At 35.5% G+C, this 18,897-nt stretch carries 19 protein-coding genes; 3 read left to right on the plus strand and 16 right to left on the minus strand.

Going from position 1 to position 18,897, the window contains the following annotated elements; all coding sequences use genetic code 11:
- Positions 1–42: 42 nt before the first annotated feature.
- Positions 43–576 (minus strand): hypothetical protein, encoded by a 534-nt coding sequence (locus tag ACO06Y_RS23335; RefSeq protein WP_422081483.1) that lies wholly within the window; start codon positions 574–576, stop codon positions 43–45.
- A gap of 867 nt (positions 577–1,443) precedes the next feature.
- Here ACO06Y_RS23335 and ACO06Y_RS23340 point away from each other — a divergent pair.
- Together ACO06Y_RS23340 and ACO06Y_RS23345 are read left to right on the plus strand one after the other, a co-directional pair.
- Positions 1,444–1,689 (plus strand): GIY-YIG nuclease family protein, encoded by a 246-nt coding sequence (locus ACO06Y_RS23340; RefSeq protein WP_422081484.1) that lies wholly within the window; start codon positions 1,444–1,446, stop codon positions 1,687–1,689.
- A 99-nt stretch (positions 1,690–1,788) separates the two neighbouring features.
- Positions 1,789–2,079 (plus strand): DUF2188 domain-containing protein, encoded by a 291-nt coding sequence (locus ACO06Y_RS23345; protein WP_422081485.1) that lies wholly within the window; start codon positions 1,789–1,791, stop codon positions 2,077–2,079.
- A 25-nt stretch (positions 2,080–2,104) separates the two neighbouring features.
- On the opposite strand, the gene ACO06Y_RS23350 is transcribed toward ACO06Y_RS23345, so the two are convergent.
- The gene (locus tag ACO06Y_RS23350; RefSeq protein ID WP_422081486.1) at positions 2,105–3,277 is read right to left on the minus strand and encodes a Gfo/Idh/MocA family protein; all 1,173 of its coding nucleotides are present in this window, start codon (positions 3,275–3,277) and stop codon (positions 2,105–2,107) included.
- A gap of 60 nt (positions 3,278–3,337) precedes the next feature.
- On the opposite strand from ACO06Y_RS23350, the gene ACO06Y_RS23355 reads away from it, so the two are divergent.
- Complete coding sequence (locus tag ACO06Y_RS23355) at positions 3,338–3,532, plus strand: RagB/SusD family nutrient uptake outer membrane protein (protein WP_422081487.1); 195 nt, start codon at positions 3,338–3,340, stop codon at positions 3,530–3,532.
- Positions 3,533–3,688: 156 nt separating this feature from the next.
- Here ACO06Y_RS23355 and ACO06Y_RS23360 read toward each other — a convergent pair whose 3' ends face one another.
- From ACO06Y_RS23360 to ACO06Y_RS23425, 14 genes are all read right to left on the minus strand, one after another.
- Positions 3,689–3,877, minus strand: a complete 189-nt coding sequence (locus tag ACO06Y_RS23360) for a carbamoyltransferase C-terminal domain-containing protein (protein WP_422081488.1) — start codon at positions 3,875–3,877, stop codon at positions 3,689–3,691.
- A gap of 151 nt (positions 3,878–4,028) precedes the next feature.
- Positions 4,029–4,712 carry a metallophosphoesterase family protein gene (locus ACO06Y_RS23365; RefSeq protein ID WP_422081489.1) on the minus strand — a complete coding sequence of 228 codons (684 nt, stop codon included), beginning with the start codon at positions 4,710–4,712 and terminating at the stop codon, positions 4,029–4,031.
- Complete coding sequence (locus ACO06Y_RS23370) at positions 4,709–5,680, minus strand: ATP-grasp domain-containing protein (protein ID WP_422081490.1); 972 nt, start codon at positions 5,678–5,680, stop codon at positions 4,709–4,711. Before ACO06Y_RS23370 ends, ACO06Y_RS23365 begins: the two co-directional genes overlap by 4 nt.
- A gap of 208 nt (positions 5,681–5,888) precedes the next feature.
- A complete protein-coding gene (locus ACO06Y_RS23375; RefSeq protein ID WP_422081492.1) occupies positions 5,889–8,201 on the minus strand; it encodes a GumC family protein in 2,313 nt (770 codons plus the stop codon).
- A 361-nt stretch (positions 8,202–8,562) separates the two neighbouring features.
- Positions 8,563–9,708 carry a glycoside hydrolase family 5 protein gene (locus tag ACO06Y_RS23380; protein ID WP_422081493.1) on the minus strand — a complete coding sequence of 382 codons (1,146 nt, stop codon included), beginning with the start codon at positions 9,706–9,708 and terminating at the stop codon, positions 8,563–8,565.
- A gap of 301 nt (positions 9,709–10,009) precedes the next feature.
- Positions 10,010–10,750, minus strand: a complete 741-nt coding sequence (locus tag ACO06Y_RS23385) for a polysaccharide deacetylase family protein (RefSeq protein ID WP_422081494.1) — start codon at positions 10,748–10,750, stop codon at positions 10,010–10,012.
- Positions 10,751–10,867: 117 nt separating this feature from the next.
- Complete coding sequence (locus ACO06Y_RS23390; protein WP_422081495.1) at positions 10,868–11,479, minus strand: HAD family hydrolase; 612 nt, start codon at positions 11,477–11,479, stop codon at positions 10,868–10,870.
- Positions 11,472–12,602, minus strand: coding sequence for an ATP-grasp domain-containing protein (locus ACO06Y_RS23395; protein WP_422081497.1), 1,131 nt, complete (start codon positions 12,600–12,602; stop codon positions 11,472–11,474). The genes ACO06Y_RS23390 and ACO06Y_RS23395 overlap by 8 nt, the downstream gene beginning before the upstream one ends.
- Positions 12,599–13,684: a DUF1972 domain-containing protein gene (locus ACO06Y_RS23400; RefSeq protein ID WP_422081498.1), complete on the minus strand. Its 1,086-nt coding sequence runs from the start codon at positions 13,682–13,684 to the stop codon at positions 12,599–12,601. Before ACO06Y_RS23400 ends, ACO06Y_RS23395 begins: the two co-directional genes overlap by 4 nt.
- Positions 13,681–14,778, minus strand: coding sequence for a glycosyltransferase family 4 protein (locus ACO06Y_RS23405; protein ID WP_422081500.1), 1,098 nt, complete (start codon positions 14,776–14,778; stop codon positions 13,681–13,683). Before ACO06Y_RS23405 ends, ACO06Y_RS23400 begins: the two co-directional genes overlap by 4 nt.
- Positions 14,768–15,592, minus strand: coding sequence for a sulfotransferase family protein (locus ACO06Y_RS23410; protein WP_422081501.1), 825 nt, complete (start codon positions 15,590–15,592; stop codon positions 14,768–14,770). The genes ACO06Y_RS23405 and ACO06Y_RS23410 overlap by 11 nt, the downstream gene beginning before the upstream one ends.
- A 29-nt stretch (positions 15,593–15,621) precedes the next feature.
- Entirely contained in the window at positions 15,622–16,506 is an 885-nt protein-coding gene (locus tag ACO06Y_RS23415) for a sulfotransferase family protein (protein WP_422081502.1), read from the minus strand.
- 96 nt (positions 16,507–16,602) lie between these two features.
- Positions 16,603–17,856, minus strand: coding sequence for an O-antigen ligase family protein (locus ACO06Y_RS23420; protein WP_422081503.1), 1,254 nt, complete (start codon positions 17,854–17,856; stop codon positions 16,603–16,605).
- A gap of 52 nt (positions 17,857–17,908) precedes the next feature.
- Complete coding sequence (locus tag ACO06Y_RS23425) at positions 17,909–18,829, minus strand: sulfotransferase family protein (RefSeq protein ID WP_422081504.1); 921 nt, start codon at positions 18,827–18,829, stop codon at positions 17,909–17,911.
- Positions 18,830–18,897: the final 68 nt, after the last annotated feature.

Below are 18,897 nucleotides of genomic sequence, written 5' to 3' on the forward strand. Positions count from 1 at the left end.
CTTCATATTTATCTCCAACAGATTTTATGTCGAATCCATATTTTACCAACTTGAATTAAATCTAAGCCTAACCCTAGGCTCATATCCAGTATTAAGTTTTGAAAGTGGTTTTGTATGATTAGGATTTACCTCACTGTCAGAGGTAGAGGTACCTCTGGAATTAATTGGTTCTTCATCAGTTTCAGTATTACCCCCCAGTATTGTGCTCGAAGCAGGTGATACCACATTATTCTGGATGCCAAAGGCAGAGGTATAAATTAAACATCCGTTAACAAGAATAAGAAAAACTGAAAGTACGGATAGAGATTGTTTATTTTCTGATTCAGTATTTATAGAACCTTTGGTTGAATCTTGTTTCCTTGGTTTATTGTCTAATTGCCAAACAGTAAATGAAACTACAAGTGCTAATAGGAGAGCATACCATTTGGGTCCCCAATTGAAAACATGTCGAGTTGTATTGACAATTACGACCACAGCTAGAATGGCGCCCCCGATGGTGAGCAGGGATGTTGGACTGATAAAATCTATCCCGCTATCAACGTCGGGGGTTGCTTGCCATAAAACTAATTGAATCATTTTAAAGAATTTTAGTTTGAAAATATAGATTACACATGGAGTCTGATACTAGATAAGTCCGAAATCCCTATGGAAATAATTACATTCCATTACTTCTAAATCGTACAAACATTCATCAGGTGGATGTTACGATTCAAGCTTTTGTAAAACAGGATAATTGTTGGCTACAAAAATCTTGATTAGTTGGTTTCTTTCTTTTAAATACAGCTACATAGTCTAAAAACCCAAATAATTAGGTTGCCAAGGTTATAAAATCGGGGAAAAATTTAAGGGGAACTGTTTGTCTAATATAATGTATAGTTGTGTAAACTAATTACACAAAAACCTTAGAAAAACTGGGGTTTTTCCGCAAAAACAGGTTAAGTTTTTGTAAAGTCACCTATTCGGTGAGCATAATTTTCGAGAACGTCGGAAAACCCTTATTCATTGGTTGTTTAAAAGATAAGTTCTAGTCCCTCCGGCTCCACCTACGCCCTCCTAAGCTTTAAGCGCAGCGAAAAGCGAAGGAGGGCTTCTTGAACATTTCGTAAATCCCAATCAACACACTGTCGGGCTTCGGTGGACCACAATCCACATTCTCCTAAGCTTTGAGCGCAGCGAAAAGCGAAGGAGGGCTTCTTGAACATTTCGTAAATCCCAATCAACACACTGTCGGGCTTCGGTGGACCACGTGGTCCACAATCCACATTCTCCTAAGCTTTGAGCGCAGCGAAAAGCGAAGGAGGGCTTCTTGAACATTTCGTAAATCCCAATCAACACACTGTCGGGCTTCGGTGGACCACGTGGTCCACAATCCACATTCTCCTAAGCTTTGAGCGCAGCGAAAAGCGAAGGAGAATCACTATATTCCCCTCAAACGAATCAATTATGACCTTACCCTATGCCGTATACATTCTAAAATGTGCAAATGGACAGTACTATACTGGTTTCTCAGCTAGACTAAAGCAAAGAATGAAAGCCCATCGCAATGGTGAAGTTCATTTTACCAAAGACAAATTACCTTTTCAATTAGTCCACGTTTCCTACTTTGTAGACAAGAAAAAAGCATACGATTACGAACGATACTTGAAATCTGGGTCTGGTATAGCCTTTAGAAACAAGCGATTGGTTTAAGCCCTCCTTCGCTACACGCTCTGGTCGTAGCTTCGGAGGACATTTTATATTTAGATATTCAGCAAATACTCCTATCTTCGAAACCAACGATACAACTCCATGTCCAAAGGCTCCTCTTGGTTACGAACCCTTATAGACCTCATCGAAGTCTTTTTGAATAGTGCACAACGTAGCAAACGCGGCCGTACCTGGCACCAACATGTGGTGCCCTATAAAGACGGCTGGGCGGTACTCCGTGAAGGGAACCAACGTATCACCAGCAAACACCGAAAACAGAGCACAGCCATCCGCAAGGCCAAAAGTTTGGCCAGAAAATACAAGGCCGATGTCATTATTCACCGTGCCAGCGGTGGGATCCGAGACCGGATTAGCTATGATGATCAGAACTAAATTCATTACGGCCCTACTCCAAAAGTCATAAAGTATTTAGCTTAAATGCCATTTCCTGTGCGGTCAGGGCCAGTTCCGTAGCAAGGAAACAGTGGTCTTGTGTCATGGCCGTTTCCGTACGTTCCACTACATCGGTGACCAACTGTTCCCCATAGGGCATATATACGTCTTTGCAATTGTAGTATTTGGTTTCCTTTTGATTAACAAGAAAAAGATGATTACCCCCCTCACGACCTGCAATATCTATATACTTTCGCATTTCGATATACCCTTCGGTCCCTAGGATAAAAGTACGTCCATCGCCCCAGGTTCCCAGGCCTTCCGGAGTGAACCAATCAATACGGATATAGCCGGTGGCATGTTTGCTACGGACGCTCATATCGCCAAAATCCTGATAATCGGGATAGTTTGGGATATTAAAATTTCCGGTTTGTGCAAAACTGACCTCCGCCTGTTTGGAATCGGTATAGTAGAGAAACTGGTCACATTGATGGGAGCCGATATCACATAATATACCTCCTGCCCTATCCGGTTCAAAAAACCAATCCGGCCTACTTTCGGGTCGCATACGGTGCGGGCCCAGCCCAATAAGCTGAACCACTTTACCTATAGCTCCTTCCTGAACCAGTTTTCCGGCTTGCACAGAAGCAGGATTGGCCAAACGCTCACTATAGGTGATGGAATAAATCCGTTGGGTCTCCTTTTGTACCTTTTTTACCTTACGGAACTGCTCCAAAGTGACAATTCCGGGCTTGTCAGCCATAAAGTCCTTACCTGATTTCATAACACGAATCCCCAACGGGGCCCGCTCCACGGGAATAGAGGCACTGGCTACCAGTTGTATGGTGGCGTCCCCAATAATTTCATCTTCGCTCTTGGCTATTGTTGCTTGGGGATAGCGCCTGGTAAAATTTTGTAGCAACTCCGGCTCTTTGGCATAAACCGCTACCAAGGTTCCCCCTCCCTGTAACAACGAATTGACCATCCCATAAATATGTCCGTGATTGAGCCCTATTACCGAGAATCGTATGGCGTGTTTTGGCTTTGACCGTTCCTGGGGTTTTACGACAATCTCTTCGGGTCGCAAGGTAGTGTGCAAGCCTTGCCCAAATAGGGAATTGGGCATCATTGAAGCGGCGGTGATTCCCGCCACCGAAGAGACCCCTTTTGCCAAAAAATTGCGTCTGTTAAACTCCATAAGCTTTGTTCGTTTAATTATTTATATGGTTCGTTCTAAATTAAGGAATTTCCTTTCTCCATGGTTTTAGAATTTTGGTTTGAACGTGTACAAAAAGCTAATCGCTTCGGAACGTATAAATTGGAGGGCGTCATTGATGACTTTAATCAAGACAACCCGCAACATCTTAAGGAGTATGAGCCCCATGAATATATATGGCCTATTCCCCAGGTGGAAATAAACCTAAATCCCGGCGCAGTTCAAAACCCGGGATAGTAAAGCTAAAACCAAGGGTTTTATTCCTTCAGTTCTTTTTTCCGTACCCGTAACTGTACTGTTTTGAGTCTTTGGGATTCAAGTAATTGAGCAATGGGCTACCAAAATGACCAACGATATATCCACAATGATAAATCAAAGCTTCATATGTAGACATTAACTCTTTGAAAGCATGAAGTTACCAATGGCAAGAGCATCCAGACCGGTGGAAAAATAACAACGTATGGCGTCCTTGGGCGATTCCACCACAGGCTCCCCTTGAATGCTTAACCTGGTATTCAATACCACGGGAACCCCGGTCTTCTCCCCCAACTTTTGGATCAGGTCATAAAATTGGGGATGCAAATCCCGTCATACGGTTTGTAGGCGTGCACTCCCATCCACACGCTATGACAAATCATTTCCAATTGAACAAAGTGGGCGAATAAAGCTTTTTAGCGAAAAAAAGTGGTGTCTTTAAAAACCAATATAATCATTGAAATTTTAGAGGTAATTTTTATGTTTTTCGGAAGCCAGCATAATATCGTTCCTCCTTTTTCAAAACTTTATAGGCAGAATCATTGAAACCAGCTTTTATCATCAATTCATTAACCTTATCAATATCGTAATCCACTCTGTGCAAAGAAATGTTCTCATTTTCAACAATGGCAAATGCCGCTTTAGGATTTCCATCTCTTGGTTGCCCAACGGAGCCAGGGTTACAGTAGATTTTATCTTTGTAAACTTTCAAAGTTTGAATATGGGTATGGCCAGATATAAATATTTTTCCCTCAATTCTTGAAAAATATTCTTTAGATGGTTCAAATAAATATTCATCAATGGGATCTGACCAACCGCCGTGAACCATATGGACATCACCCACAAACCTCTGAATATCATTTGATTGCAGCCATTTAATATTTTCCTTAGTTATCACCTTTCGCTGATACTCTAGGCAATCATTTACACTGTTATGCCTTGGGCAAAAACCACCACTTGCCATATACCAGTCATGATTACCCATAAGAGTAAGAATGTTTCGTTTTATTAATTCTTCACAGCATTCATTGACCTGGGAATAATAGCCTACTACATCCCCTAAGCAATAAATTTCGGAAACATTTAATCTATCCAACTCCTCGAGTACTGATTTAAGCGCTTCGAAATTCCCATGTATGTCTGATATTACACCGATCTTCATGAATAAAATATGTGTTCTTCAATATATCTAATTGCCTTTCCCTTTCTAATCTTAGGCTGTTTTGGGGATTTTCCATCCAAATAATACTCAACCGCCATAAGAGCTTCGTTATATCCAAAAGCACTCCGGATAGCAGTTGAGGCGGAAAAGCGCGGATTGATCTCTAATAGATGGTACACACCTTCATGAACCCTAAACTGAAAATTAGTAGGACCTACGGGCTCAAAAATTTTACAGAGCTCCAAAACTGCTGCTTCGATTTGTTTATCCTCAACGACCTCTGCTTTATTGGTATACCCTTCTTTTGATAAATATCGTTTAAAGATAATTATGGCATCATAGCCTCCTTTTCCGTCGCAGAATGCCCCTACGGTATATTCTCCGTCGTCCTTGCCAATCAAAGGCTGTACCATTAATTTTTTACCGATTTCTTCTTTATGTAATTCAAAAGATCTTTGATCGTAAACCCTAACAATCCCTCTAGAGGCCATCCCATGTCTGGGTTTTATTAATAATGGCAGACCAAATTTCCCATCTAATTCATTAAAGTCAGAACAAAGCGTTGTTGGGATAACATAGGGAGAATTATGGTGTTTCATTACTTTATAAAATTCCCATTTGTCATTGCACAACCTTATTAAGTCTGGATTATTGGTCACAACCTTGGTCCCAGTTTTCTTTAACAAATCACTATTTTCGGCCCAAAAGGTAACGCCTATCTCAAAAGTTGGAATTATTAAATCAATTTCGTACTCTAAAATAATTTTCAATAATTTGTCTTTAAAACCCTTGGAAAGGGTTAAGGGAACCTGAAGAACAATGTCACAAAATTTAGGAGCAACGGAATCTTCATACTCATAAATTGAAGTGCCAATTAGCTTATACGGGGTTTCAGATCTTCTAAGCGATTTTAAAACACCATAGCCCAATAATCCACAAGCGCCGGACACCAAAATATTTTTGGACAATCGATAAAAATATTTAGATTCAGAATTCTTTTAAACCATTAAATTACTCAATTTGAGAAACAATAAACACGTATTGATTATTTTTTAAAAACGGGTGTGTAAGTCTGTTTTGCAGTTTACCTCTCAAAATTTAGAACTTATGCATTGCTTCTTCCATTTAGGAAACTTGGATTAACTAAGGAATTCAATGTACCACAGGAAGCCAAACCTATTTTTTCCCATACCCGTATTGGTAGTGCTTGGAGTTTTTGGGGTCAACGTCATTGAGGACATAGGCCATATTGACCAACTTGTCCGTGGCGTGCAATTTGTTGGAGAAGTCCAATAGTTTTTTGTCCGTAAGTCCGGCCCGGACCACATAGAGGGTCACCTCCGCATGTTTGGAAATAAGGAGAGTATCCGCCACGAGCATGGTAGGGGCGGTATCCACGATGATGTAATCAAAATGTTCCCGGACTCCTTCGATAAAGGTGGCAAATCTGTCATCCGAAAGCAGCTGCGGCGCATTGGGCGGCACGGGACCACCCAAACAGATTTTGTGGTACTTGTTGCCATCTAACCCTGGGTAGACATACTCCTGCCAACCCAAAGCCGGATTCTTTAAATAATCCGAAAGCCCCTTGGTATTGCGGCCCATCCCAAAAAAATCATGCAGTTCGGGACTCCGAAGATCGGCCCCCAAGAGCAGTACTTTCTTGTTGAGGCTGGTATAGGCCACGGAAAGGTTATAGGCCAAAAGACTTTTCCCCTCATTTTCCACGGACGAGGTTACAAAAACCACCTTTCCCCCCGGTTTTGGGGTCTTGGGCAAGAAATAGTTGACATTGGTGGCCAATATCCGAAAGGATTCCGCCAGCACAGAGCGGTCATTGGCCTCTACAAAATTCTTCACCTTTTTTAAGGTGGGGATTTCCCCAGCAATGGGTAGATTGGGGTTCAACTTCTCCAGATCGGCACGTTGCTGCACCTTGGTGTCCAAAGTAAACCTCAGATAAAGAAATACAAAGGGCACAAACAATCCCATTAGAAAGGAAATGGGATAGACAATCCACTTTTTTGGCCACAAAGGTTCATCAGGGGTCAAGGCATAGTCCACCACCTTGATGGAGGGGGCTGTAACCGCATAATTAATAGCCGCCTCCTCCCGTTTTTGTAATAACAATAGAAAGAGGTTTTCCTTGATGCTCTGCTGGCGTTCAATGGCCCGAAGTGTTTTCTCCTTTTGGGGCAGCCTGGAAAATCGACTACTGGCCTGGCTCTTTTCCCGGTTCAACTGCCGTAGGGACATCCGCAACTGGGTCTGGTAGACGTTTAAGGTCCGTAATATGTTGACCCGGGCACTTTCCATTTGATTGGACAGATTGACCAAGGTAGGATGGTTTTCCCCCACTGTGGCAATCAATTTATCCCGATTCAAGGCCATTACGTTGTACTCCCCTACCAATGTGTTGACCCCACTGTTTTCCAGGCCCACGTCCACCGGTAACAACCCGTAAGCGGATTGGCCCTTGACCGCATTTTCCAGGAGATTGGAGAGGGAAATCTGGGTCTCCAATTGCAATACCTCATCCTCGGTGATGGCCTTCCGTTGGAGCGAGAAATCGGCATCGGATTCTATATCGGTAAGCGCATTGGCCCGTTTAAAGCTCTCCTTGCCTACCTCTATGGAATCTAGCTCCCCGGAAAGAAACCCAAAACGTTCATCAATAAAGTCCAGAGTCCGTTTGGAGACCAACTGACGATCTATAATCCCATCCTGATTGAATTTATTGATTAACTCATTCAGAATGGTCTCTGAGCGTGCCACACTCTGTCCTTCAAGGGAAAGGGAAAGAATATCGCTGTTTTTGTTGGTAGGCTGCACCTGCAACCTGTCTGACAAATCAAATACTGTTTGTTTTATGGATTTTATGACTACCCTAAATGTGATATCCGTATAATCCTTAGGACTCGCATCATCTAAAATGGTGATATTGAAAGGCAGGCCCCAGGGAATACTGTCATTCGCATTAAAATCAATGATGGTGGCCCTATCCTCCAAGTCCGTAATTTCTGCCTTAAAGGAGTCCAAGGTAATGTCATAATACCTCGTTTCCTTTATACTATCCTCGGCAATCACCTTGGTAATGGCAAAAGGGGGATTCCAGATTTCAGTAGTCCTGACATTACCTACCCAAAAATAGGATATATCCAAATCCAAGGCTTCTACCACCTGTCCCAAGATTCTATGGGATTTAAGTACCTCTATCTCATTGTCTAGATTGATGGAAGAGGTACCATTGATCATGGATAGGGGGTCGAGGTCGATATCCATTTCCTGTGAATCGTCCGCTATTTTAACCTTTGCCTCAGATTGATAGGTAGGTGGGATTACCCGAATGTACGAGTAGGCCAATCCAACAAACAACACTACGGTGAAAATAAACCAAGGCCAGTAACGAAGATACTGGAACACGATTTCTTTCAAGTTTATAGTAGTCTCGTTCTCCTTAAAATCTAAGCTAAATGATGATTCATTCATTTATTTCTTCAAATTTGAACTCTAACGCTTAAAAATAAGGAAACAATCGTGAATCGACTTATCCTTTAAATTAATGCCAAATATAATTTTTTTTTAAATTGTCATTTGAGATTTTAAATCAGTTAGGTACCTCTTCTTGAATTAAATCCTACCGGACCTAAACTAATCTTCGTATGTTGAGTACTTTTAAACAAATATTTTCTTTTTAAGAATGACATTTGATCCGCATTTTTCTTAGGTTTTACCCATACACAACAGATGCATCAACAAACTTAAAATATGATAATCCGCTTACTATTCACTTTTTTGAAATCACTTGAAACTTTTATTCATTAAGAATAAAATTAATGGGTGTTTTTTATCACTGACTGTTTAGCTTCCAGAAATTTTCCAATATTACTCTAGATTTAGTTTTATAAGGAGCTTTGACAAGTTTCCTGCTGCCAGGAGTCTCTTCTTCATAATCCATTTTCCAACCATCCCATCCATTCAAATTCCAATATGAATACCCCATTTGGTTTTCCTCAAAGACCTTTAAAACATCTTCCAGATAATGTTCTTTCCCTTCCGCCCACCGAACTACACTAAATTCTCCAACATACACTAATTTATTATTTTGCTGTGCCCATTTAGTTACAACATTCATTTCATGACTTATTCTATTTTTATCCCAATAAATATTGTCTATCTGTCTTGGATAACTATAAAATTTTGATCGTTTTGGTAATCCCTGATGGGTGTAGGCATGAGGGTTATAAAAGTGAAAACCATAGATAACTTTAGCGTCATTAATTGGTTCATTGAAATCACGATAGCCTTTGGGTAAACCCCATACACCAGGAGTATAAATAACATATTTGTTCGAGTGATTTCTAATTGTTTTTAAAATTCTATGAAAAAAGCTGTTCCATTCTTCAGGTAATCTACTCGTGCCATCCCCAAAAACAACTACCGGTTCCGAAAAAAAATCATACGCAATAACGTTTTCATATTTATCGAACTTTAGGACCAGTTGATTAATATAGCTAAGAGCAGCCTCAAGTTCAACTTCTGATTCCCAGAACTCGAGAGATCTCCTATCGAAATTTTTTAAGGGATCTAGTGGAAAATCTGTCGACCCTATGATAATAATTATTCCCTCATTATCACACCATTTTATTATTTGCTCAAAATAATTGAAAAGTTTATTTACACCAATTTCAATAGGCAAGTCATTTTCAATGCTATACTTTCTAGCCTCAATTGTCAATCGTATTGAATTTACCCCGGAAGCCCTTAAATCTCTTATTGTTTGCTCACTTACATTCAATTCCACATCTGGGCCTACTACAATGTTAATGCCACGCCATGGCCAATTTAGTGGAATATCATTTTCGATAGGATCAGCACCTTTTATATTATCGATAATATTCTTTTCAATCACGTCAATATCGGCTTCACATTGAAGTGTCGTTAAACTCAAAATAATATAACATACTATTCCCATTTGACGAAAAACTGATTTCATAAATGAAGTCAATAAGTTTATCAGACAAGAAATTACATTCCTATCTCCAAAACCTAGCTACGAAAAAACAATCTAAAAAGTTCCCCTTAATCAAGATTTTTTTCATCAAACAACCGGAAGTGGTTGAATTCCATTAAAATAAAGGGACTTATTGCTCAGAAATAAGATCTCATGAAATCATAATTGAGCTATTGCCACATTTTTTCGGCAACCAAAATCAAATCTTCTTCATCCCCAATCTATTTGGTTTTATTCCGCATAGTTTTGATTTTGCATTTGCACTATAAGCAATAATAGGAGCTCATATTTTCACTTTCTTCACCGTATTCCATTCAATTATTTGATTTGCTGTTCCAATATCTATAAAATCAAAATCTGTCAACCATTTTTCTAATTTAAATCTGGCTGATTTTAATCCAACATACGATTTAAATTTTCTTGAAATGGATAAGTCTTTAATCACAGGTTGGTCCGGATCTAAATCCCTAGGATGTATATAGGACATTACATAGTTATCATTTGCTGTCCATTTTTGCAACATGAAATATGGAATTAAGCGGAAATACCCTCCTCCGGAATAAATCATGTTCTTGCTCATAAAGGAGTGAGTATTAATCGGAAATTCTTTTAATTGCACTCCATTGTATTCTAAAATGGAGGGTTCTTCAACGCCATAAGAAGGCATCCCGCCATGTGCTCTAACCGCTGGAAAAACGGATGAATCTATTTCAATATCTAATTCATGGAGTACTTCAAACGCCCATTTATTTTGCTCAGTAATTGAAAAGCCAGGTGCTCTAAACATTTTAACTTTCTTACCTGAAATATCCTCTAAGGTTTTTATGGAACGATTTACATCCTGGTAAAACTCCTCCTTACTTTGCTCATATACCAATTGATGCATATGGGTATGACTGCCAAATTCATAACCTCTATTACTAATTTCCCTAACAACTTCAGGGTATTTTTCAGCAACCCATCCTACAATAAAGAAAGATGCCATAATATTTTTATTGTCTAGGATCTTATATATGGTTTCCATATTCTGGTGAATTCGCGACTCATAGTTAGACCACTCCTTTTCGGTCCTAGTAGAATCGTTGTCCAAAATATGAAACCATTCCTCAATGTCGAATGTCAATATTTTCATTGATTACATTTATCTTCCAAAATATGTTTTAAACGATTCAATATTGTTGAATTCTATTAGTTGGTCTTCTTTAACTATGATAATTTTCTTCGATATGCTTGCTAGTGGATAGTCATTATAACTATCAGTAAAAAGCACATCAATTTTCTTAACACCGTACTTTGCAAGTGCATTAATTTTATTTTCCCCATAGCAATTAAATTTGAGTCCTTTAACCCGATTATTGACATATTTAATTTGTGAGGCAAGAATATTGACATGTTCTGGAAAAATAATTTTTAGATAAACCTCAAATGAGGCACTAGCAATATAAAAGATATTGTCATCATTAAAATTTAATTCACTAAAGAGCTTATTGAACCTAATTCTTTCGACATAAGAAGTCGATACTTTGCGTAAATAAGAGACTCTTTTCTCTTTTAAAAACAATCTGATGCCATATTCTTTCAAATTAGTATTTGTAATCAGTTTTAACCAGGCACCAATCATTAAGGCATAATAAAAAAGTACTTTAAACGGAAATAAGAAATTTTTTGAAGAAGAATGTAAGAAAAATCCAAACAGAGTATCCTTGTAGGTTAAAGTTTTATCAAAATCATAAACAATTATCTTTCTATCCATTTCTGGATATATTTATAATCTTGTTAAAATTAAAATAGGTAAGTATTATAAATAAAAAAGATCGAATCACGCTTGCATAAGTGAAATTTATATAACAAGTATTTCGGTTTATTTTAAAAAATTTAATTGGATTTGACATATGCTTTATCCAAAATAAAACATCATAAGGAAATATCCACCTAATATACCTATCTTCTTCTATTACAGAAGGTTTGACAACTCCTCTTACAGATAATTCTATATATTTTTTCAAAAAATCAGCCCCACAAAACTCAGATAACAATATGGAACCCCATAATCTGGGATTTACTTCTATAACCTTATATTTTTTATCTCTTACATCGAAAAGAAACTCGATCATTATCAATCCGGACCAGTTTAATTTTTTAATAATAGATTTCGCAAGTATTTCTATTGCATCTAGTTTATTGTATTTGGAAAACACCGTAACGCCTCCGGTTGCCGGATATGTTCTTATTCGCTTATGACCATAATATGAAATGATTTCACCCTCAAAGCATAGAAAAAACCCAGCTTCCACATCCTTAGGATTAGGCAATCGTTCTTGCACAAAATGTTTTTCAAAATTTATCGAACAACTATGCAGCTCCCTTTCATTCTCTATGTAAAAAATACCCTTTGCCCCCGAACCATGTTTGGGTTTCACGATAATTGGATACTTAAATTCTCTCTTGTTATAGATATCTTCAGGAATATATTTTGGACATGGGATTTCATGTTTTTCACAAAACAGGTTCAAAGCCTTTTTATTTCTTGAAAGTAAAAATGCATCTTTTTCAGGAAGCAAAAACCTGAAATTTGTTGCCTTTGTTAAATCCATAAATTTTAAGAACTTTAGGGTGGTACTTTCCTCAATTGGAATAAAAATGATAGTATCATTATTATATTTTTTGGAAATATGTTCTAAATCAAGATTAAAACTATGGCCCTCCCCCAATATCTCAATATCACAAGCCTCATAAATCAATCTTAATTTTAGCCTGTTTATTAACGAATTTTCTGGAATGGTATATATCAGACAGCTCGTAGGATAATGTCTTTTTATTATGTTTATTACATCAAATGTCTTTCTAAAAAGAACATCGGTCAGAAGAATCTTCATCTCTTTAAGCATCGAAGGTTAACGAAATACCTATCAGCTATTAAATCCCAATTATAATAGGTTGAAATTCTATTTATCAATTCATTGGATCTTTTGTTACGATTGAACAAACTTAATTGCTCAATCTCCTTAAAACAATTAACAATATCATTACTATCTTTAAAATAGAACCCTAGTGAGCCAATAACTTCTTTATTAAAAACATTATCATGTGCGATTATCATATTTCCGGAACCCATGGCCTCCAATAAAGAAGGATTGGTTCCTCCTACAGAATGACCATGGAGATGTGCGAAACATGAGGTCCTTAAAGCCTTCAATTTTCGCTGGTCATAAACACCTCCAAAAAACCTAATATTTTCATTTTTAGATTTCAGCAGATTATTTACATAATCAGTTTGATCCAAATTACCAACAATGATTAATGGCTTTTCAAACTTGGATTTCATATAACCATCAATCATAATATGAATATTGTTTTCGGGAACCAATCTACTGACAATCAAATAATAATTATCATGTGTAATATTGTTTTCTTTCAAAAATGTGTAATCTCTGTACTCATTCAAATATGCGCCATACTCAATTAACCATATCTTTTTGGGCGCTATATTATATTTCTCAATCAGATGATTTCTAATTCCTATTGAATCTGCTATCAAAATGTCAGAAAATTTCACATCAAGATATTCAGATAGTCTCAAAAACATTTTTTTAAAAAAACCCCATTTTTTTCTTTTATATTCAATACCATCAGTATTGGTGATTATTACTGATTTGCCTTTCTTCATTATTGGATAAAATATCGCCGCACCTAATCCTGTCACAATTGTGATATCACATTCATTATGACTACATTTTAAACCTTCATAATAAAACTTTAATGGATTTTTGCTTTTGGTCGAATTCAAATAATCTAATTTAACACCCATATATTCCGCAGAATCATGACTATCTTTATCACAATAAACAATAACGTTCATCCCTTTTTGAACCAATCGTGGAGCTAACTCCTGGGCAAAGGTTTCAAAACCTCCATATTTTGCGGGAATTCCTCTGGTACCAACAATACCTATTTTCATAATGTGCGATAAAAATTTAAAGTTTGCTGCCCGATTTTAGTCCAATCAAATTTATTCTTAATTAATTTTCTTGAATTCAAGGTGGTTCTCAAAATATCCTTATGGTTCAATTTTAATATACTACTTGCAAGATTATCAGGATTTTCAGATTCAAATAAAAATCCATTTTCAAAATTTGTTATCAATTCAGTGAATGGATCAAGATTTGATGCAATAACAGTTCTTCCATATGACCAAGTGAGCAATAACACACCACTTTGATAAATACGTTTGTAGGGTAAAATAACTACATCCGCTTTCTTGTATAAGTCGGCCACTTCGTTGTCTTGAATAAATCTAAAATGCCTTTCAACATAATTGTCCAATCCTAAATCCATAACCATTTTTTCGTAGTGGTCTCCATCAGTTTTCCAAGGCCTCCCTGCAATCGTTAGTTTAAAATTTGCATTCTTTTTTACTACTATTACCAGAGCCTTCAGTAATATATCTAGCCCTTTCACTTCTTTAATTTGACCAAAAAACAGCAAATTCATTTTCTCTTTATTCTTTGGAATAGGAAGCATGGATACAAAATGCAAATAATTGCCGTGTGGGATGACTTCCAACTTGGGTAATGACAACTTCTTTTTTACTAATGCGGTTCTTGAAGCAAGATTATGAACTATGATACCATCAATAAAGAACATTGATAATCTCTCAATAAGTCTATTAGAGCTAACATGGAAAGAATTGACGTCATGAAGGGTAACCACTTTCCTCTGTTTAAAAAAAAAGGCAATCATCAAAACAGATAAGTTCAATAGCCCCAAATTGAAAAAATGTAAATGAAAAACATGACTGCCGTTCTTTCTGGAATTTTGAAAGGCTTTTATATACCCTCTAAAAAAAAAATAGCCTCTTCTCAAACCTTTTGCACACCATATATTTCCAAATGTCCTAAATAGAGATACATTCTTAAAATCTCTATGAATGGTATTGTTACACGTAAAATAATCTACAAGTACATCATTGCCTCCTAAACCTTGGGCCAAACCATAATCATAATAATCCATACCCCCATGCCCACCTACAGGGTCAATTAGACTAATTTTCATTTTTGATTACCTCTTGAAATTGCTTATAATCTGGTTCAATTAGTTTTTTCAGCAATTCTAATTCATTTCTTGGGATATTAATTTTTTCAGCCTCTCTATAAACTAAAGACTTTATAGTTGAAACCAAACTTTCAGGCATCAATATTTTTATCCGTTCTATTAACCCCCTATTCTTTTGCGCTAACTTACCTAAACTATTTATTGAAACTTTATTTTCATTAACTCGATGATTAAAATCTACTTTTATTGATTCTACATCTAAAAACTGAAAAATAGTATTAAACTTGACTTCGAAACGCTCCAATTCAATGATTAAAATGTCTTTTAGTTTAAAATATTGTCGATACTTCTTTAATTGTTCAAAGTATGCACTATTGGCAACATACTGCCTATAATGAAATGAATATGGATCTTCTAAATATTCTTGCAAAGGTCTATTTGCATAGCCCATTCTCTTATCCATGAGGTAGTGAGAATAAGCCCTTTTATAAGGATCCCTTACTAGCAGAATTATCTTGGCCTCTGGATTGAATTGTTTGACTTTAGACGGGACATCATCAAAAGTAAAATAGGATACACTGGCATCAACCAAATATTTCTGCCTTTTTGCACTTTTATAATAATTAAGATACTTATCCAAAGATTTAATTTTAAAATCTTTATAATAGGAAACCTTATTAAGTTGCTCGTACGAAAAATAATTTAACTCTTTAATTTTTGGAAAAAACAAATCAGGATGAACTTTTAATTTTTCATATAAAAACGTAGTACCACACTTTGGAGCACCAACGATAAACAAGTTCGGTTTTTTCAAAATCTTATGATTAGTTATTAGATAATTTTTTAAGCAAGCCATTTCGGCAAATCTGAATATCCGTTGTTGATCAAAAAATCCTTTAATTCATTATTTTTTGTATAGTAAAATAATTTTAGGTCATCTTTTGTACCATTATCAATATCTATATCTTGAATAGTGTTAAACTTAGAATACCATTTTTTTAAGAATGTTTTAATCATTCTATTATTTCTAAAAAAATATTCAAACTTCATATTAACAAAACTTCCTATTTTATGTAAATATTTATTCCCATGTCTATTTGTTTTATTTTCAACCTCAAAATTGTAATCCTGATAAAAATCAGAATCTACATCTATCCATTCACATATTGAAGTCAAAACTTCTCTGGGGTGAGCTATTATATCATCGAAAAAAAGCACCATAATTTTACCTTTGTGATTATCAATCCAATACCGCAAATAGTCTATATAAATACCTTCCCGCAAACCTCTGTAAAAAGGATCATCTTTATCCTGAAGCTTATAATTTTCTAAATTCTTAAAATAAAATTCTTTGAAAGTTGTATTCCTGGGAATTAGAAATTTACCTTCACAATGTTTATAATATGACAAAAATCGTTTTACCGGATCGCGTATTACAAACAAAATTTTAGGGTTTTTTAATTCACTAAATATTCTTTCAGCTATCTTTTCATTACCATATAAATAGCTGGGCGAAGCATCTAGCATGTACTTCGCACTAACAGGACAATGAGAGAAATAACTATAATAATGATCTAAACCTCTTGTAGTATTGTTATATCTTAAAGGGGTGTAGTGATGAATTTCTTTTTTAGTAGACCCACAGATTTCAGGATGGTCCATTAAATAAGAAAATAATGAGGTTGTTCCTGCCTTATGAACTCCTCCAATAATTAAATTTCGAGTCATATAATTATAACAAACGTTTTAATCAAAGATTTATTAAAGATAAACTCTTTTGTAACCTTCCCCTATTTAGGACACGCTAAATTCCACAGTTCTTGATTATTGACCTCCTCCCAAGACTAGGTGCCGGTCATAACGTCTGTCCCTACCTACAAAATTGTATGAATTGAAAAGTTCGAATAAGCAGACAAGAAAATAAAATGATTTATAATTATTTATCATATAACCAGTTAAAACAGAATAAGCAACAAAAAATAATAGCCCAAGAAGAACAAAAAAACCATATTGATTCAGTCTTTTAATTTTTAAATACTTCCAAATTAATTTTAACTGTAATAAAAAAATAATCATTCCTAAAATACCGAAGCTGTACAATACACCGTAAAGACCTATATCTAATGGATAAAAATAAATTCCAGCACCTATTACATTGTCTTTTTCACTGGCTCTAAAAAATCCATTTCCAAAAAAAGGATGTTCTTTAAAGCGTTCCAAAGCAAAGTCCATCTCAAAAATCCGTATGGCTGTTGATGGATCATTTATATTACTGGCATCCTCCTCAGTCACTATCTTAGCAGCTTCATAAAACCTATTTATAAGAGAATCTCCTTCGGTAGTATTAAAAAGAAAGATTGCCGTTAATACTATTGCAAATATCGCCGGCATTATTACTTTTATTTTTGATTTTGAATTTTTATTTTTTATAAACCCTACTCCTATAATAAGTAAAATCGTTAATAGGTTAAATCTTTGAATCTCATAAAAATGATTCCCTGCAAAAAATAGCAAAGAATACAATAAATACTCATAGTTACTTTTGTAAAGAAATTTTGAAAACCAAAAAATCGCAATAAGATTAATTAGTGTTTTATCTACCTTACCTGCATGTATACTAACGATTTTTCCTGTTAATTCCGATTCATTAATGAACTCAAAATTAGTTATTACCATGAGAGCTAATAAGATAAGTAATATCCAGCCTAATTTAATAATGATGGAAATGTATTTGGGAGGAGACAGCTTATATTTTCGAAAGAAATAAACGAACAATATTACACTCCCTGTATGATAAAATTTTACATTGGCAACAAAACCAGAAACTAAAGATTGTCCATAATGAATATAACAGGTAAAAATGGAAGTAAGCATTAACAAAATGGCAACTAAATACCAGAACCTTAGCCTTTTTGGAAATATCTTTAAATCTGTAATGAAAAAATAATGACCAATAGTACTTAAACCTACCAACGTGTATGATACTAATCGCGCTAATGGCGTCAAATTAAAGACATCTAAAATCAATATAGTAAGTATTATCAGAACAAAAAATACCCACTTTTTTTTGTTTATCATCAATTTAAATTAGATGCCCAATTTCAAAAAAGAGCATTAAATAACACAATTATTACTGTTGTCTTACATAATTAACAATGTATTTCACGGTATTTTCCAGCCAATAAATAAAGAAATACTTATTCCAAATTATAAATGAATAAATAGGATTAGGAAAGCAATATTTATCATAATTCAAAAACTTGATTTCATCTTTTAAATACCAGGAAATGAATTTATTGCGCATGATTACTTTGTTTGTTTTTGATTTTTTCCATTTGAATGCATTAATGTTAGATATGGGACTGAGGTTGTTTTTTTTCCATGGTTCAGACTCTAAAGCAAAATTTAGGTTTTTAGGCAAATAAAATGTATTCAAAATATCTGAATCAATGGACACATGTATGAAATTAGAAATTTTAGATAATTCTGCCATTGTTGTGTTTGTTAGATCCTCATACCTTATATGGAGGCATTTGTTTGATGAAATTGATTTAATAAATTGGACATTTTTTTTATACCCTTTTAACCATTTTAACATCTTTATTCTACCCCAATTCGCGTTAATAATCGAATTTATGACATCTCTGGGGTCCCGATATATGTTTAAAAGGATTGCATTTGGGAAATATCGATAAATTTGATTTACATACATAAAATGGGATGGTGTTTTTTCACCCCATCTTTTAACGCCTTGATCATTTGCTTTAGAAAGGCATATTTTTTCTAAAAAATCACCATTGCCAAAAACGTTATCTCTAAGTTCATTTATAAATTGATCTGATAATCCGAGTGCTCCCAGATAAGGGTTTTTATTGTAATCCGTATAAAATAATTGAAAATCTTTTTCATTCTTAAAACCCATTTTGTCCTCTAAAAGAAAAAAATGGGTTTCGCCTGGGAAATATATTTGTTCGGTGGCATTCAATAAATTAGAAAGTAATGTAGTTCCTGATCTTGGCATTCCGACAATAAAAACTGGTGCAGAACTCACTTTAATCTTTTTTCATTAAGTTATATCCAATTAATTCCAATGCCTGATAGGCTATTATACTATTGATA

Source organism: Ulvibacterium sp. (assembly GCF_965228935.1).
In the GTDB taxonomy this organism is placed as follows: domain Bacteria; phylum Bacteroidota; class Bacteroidia; order Flavobacteriales; family Flavobacteriaceae; genus Ulvibacterium.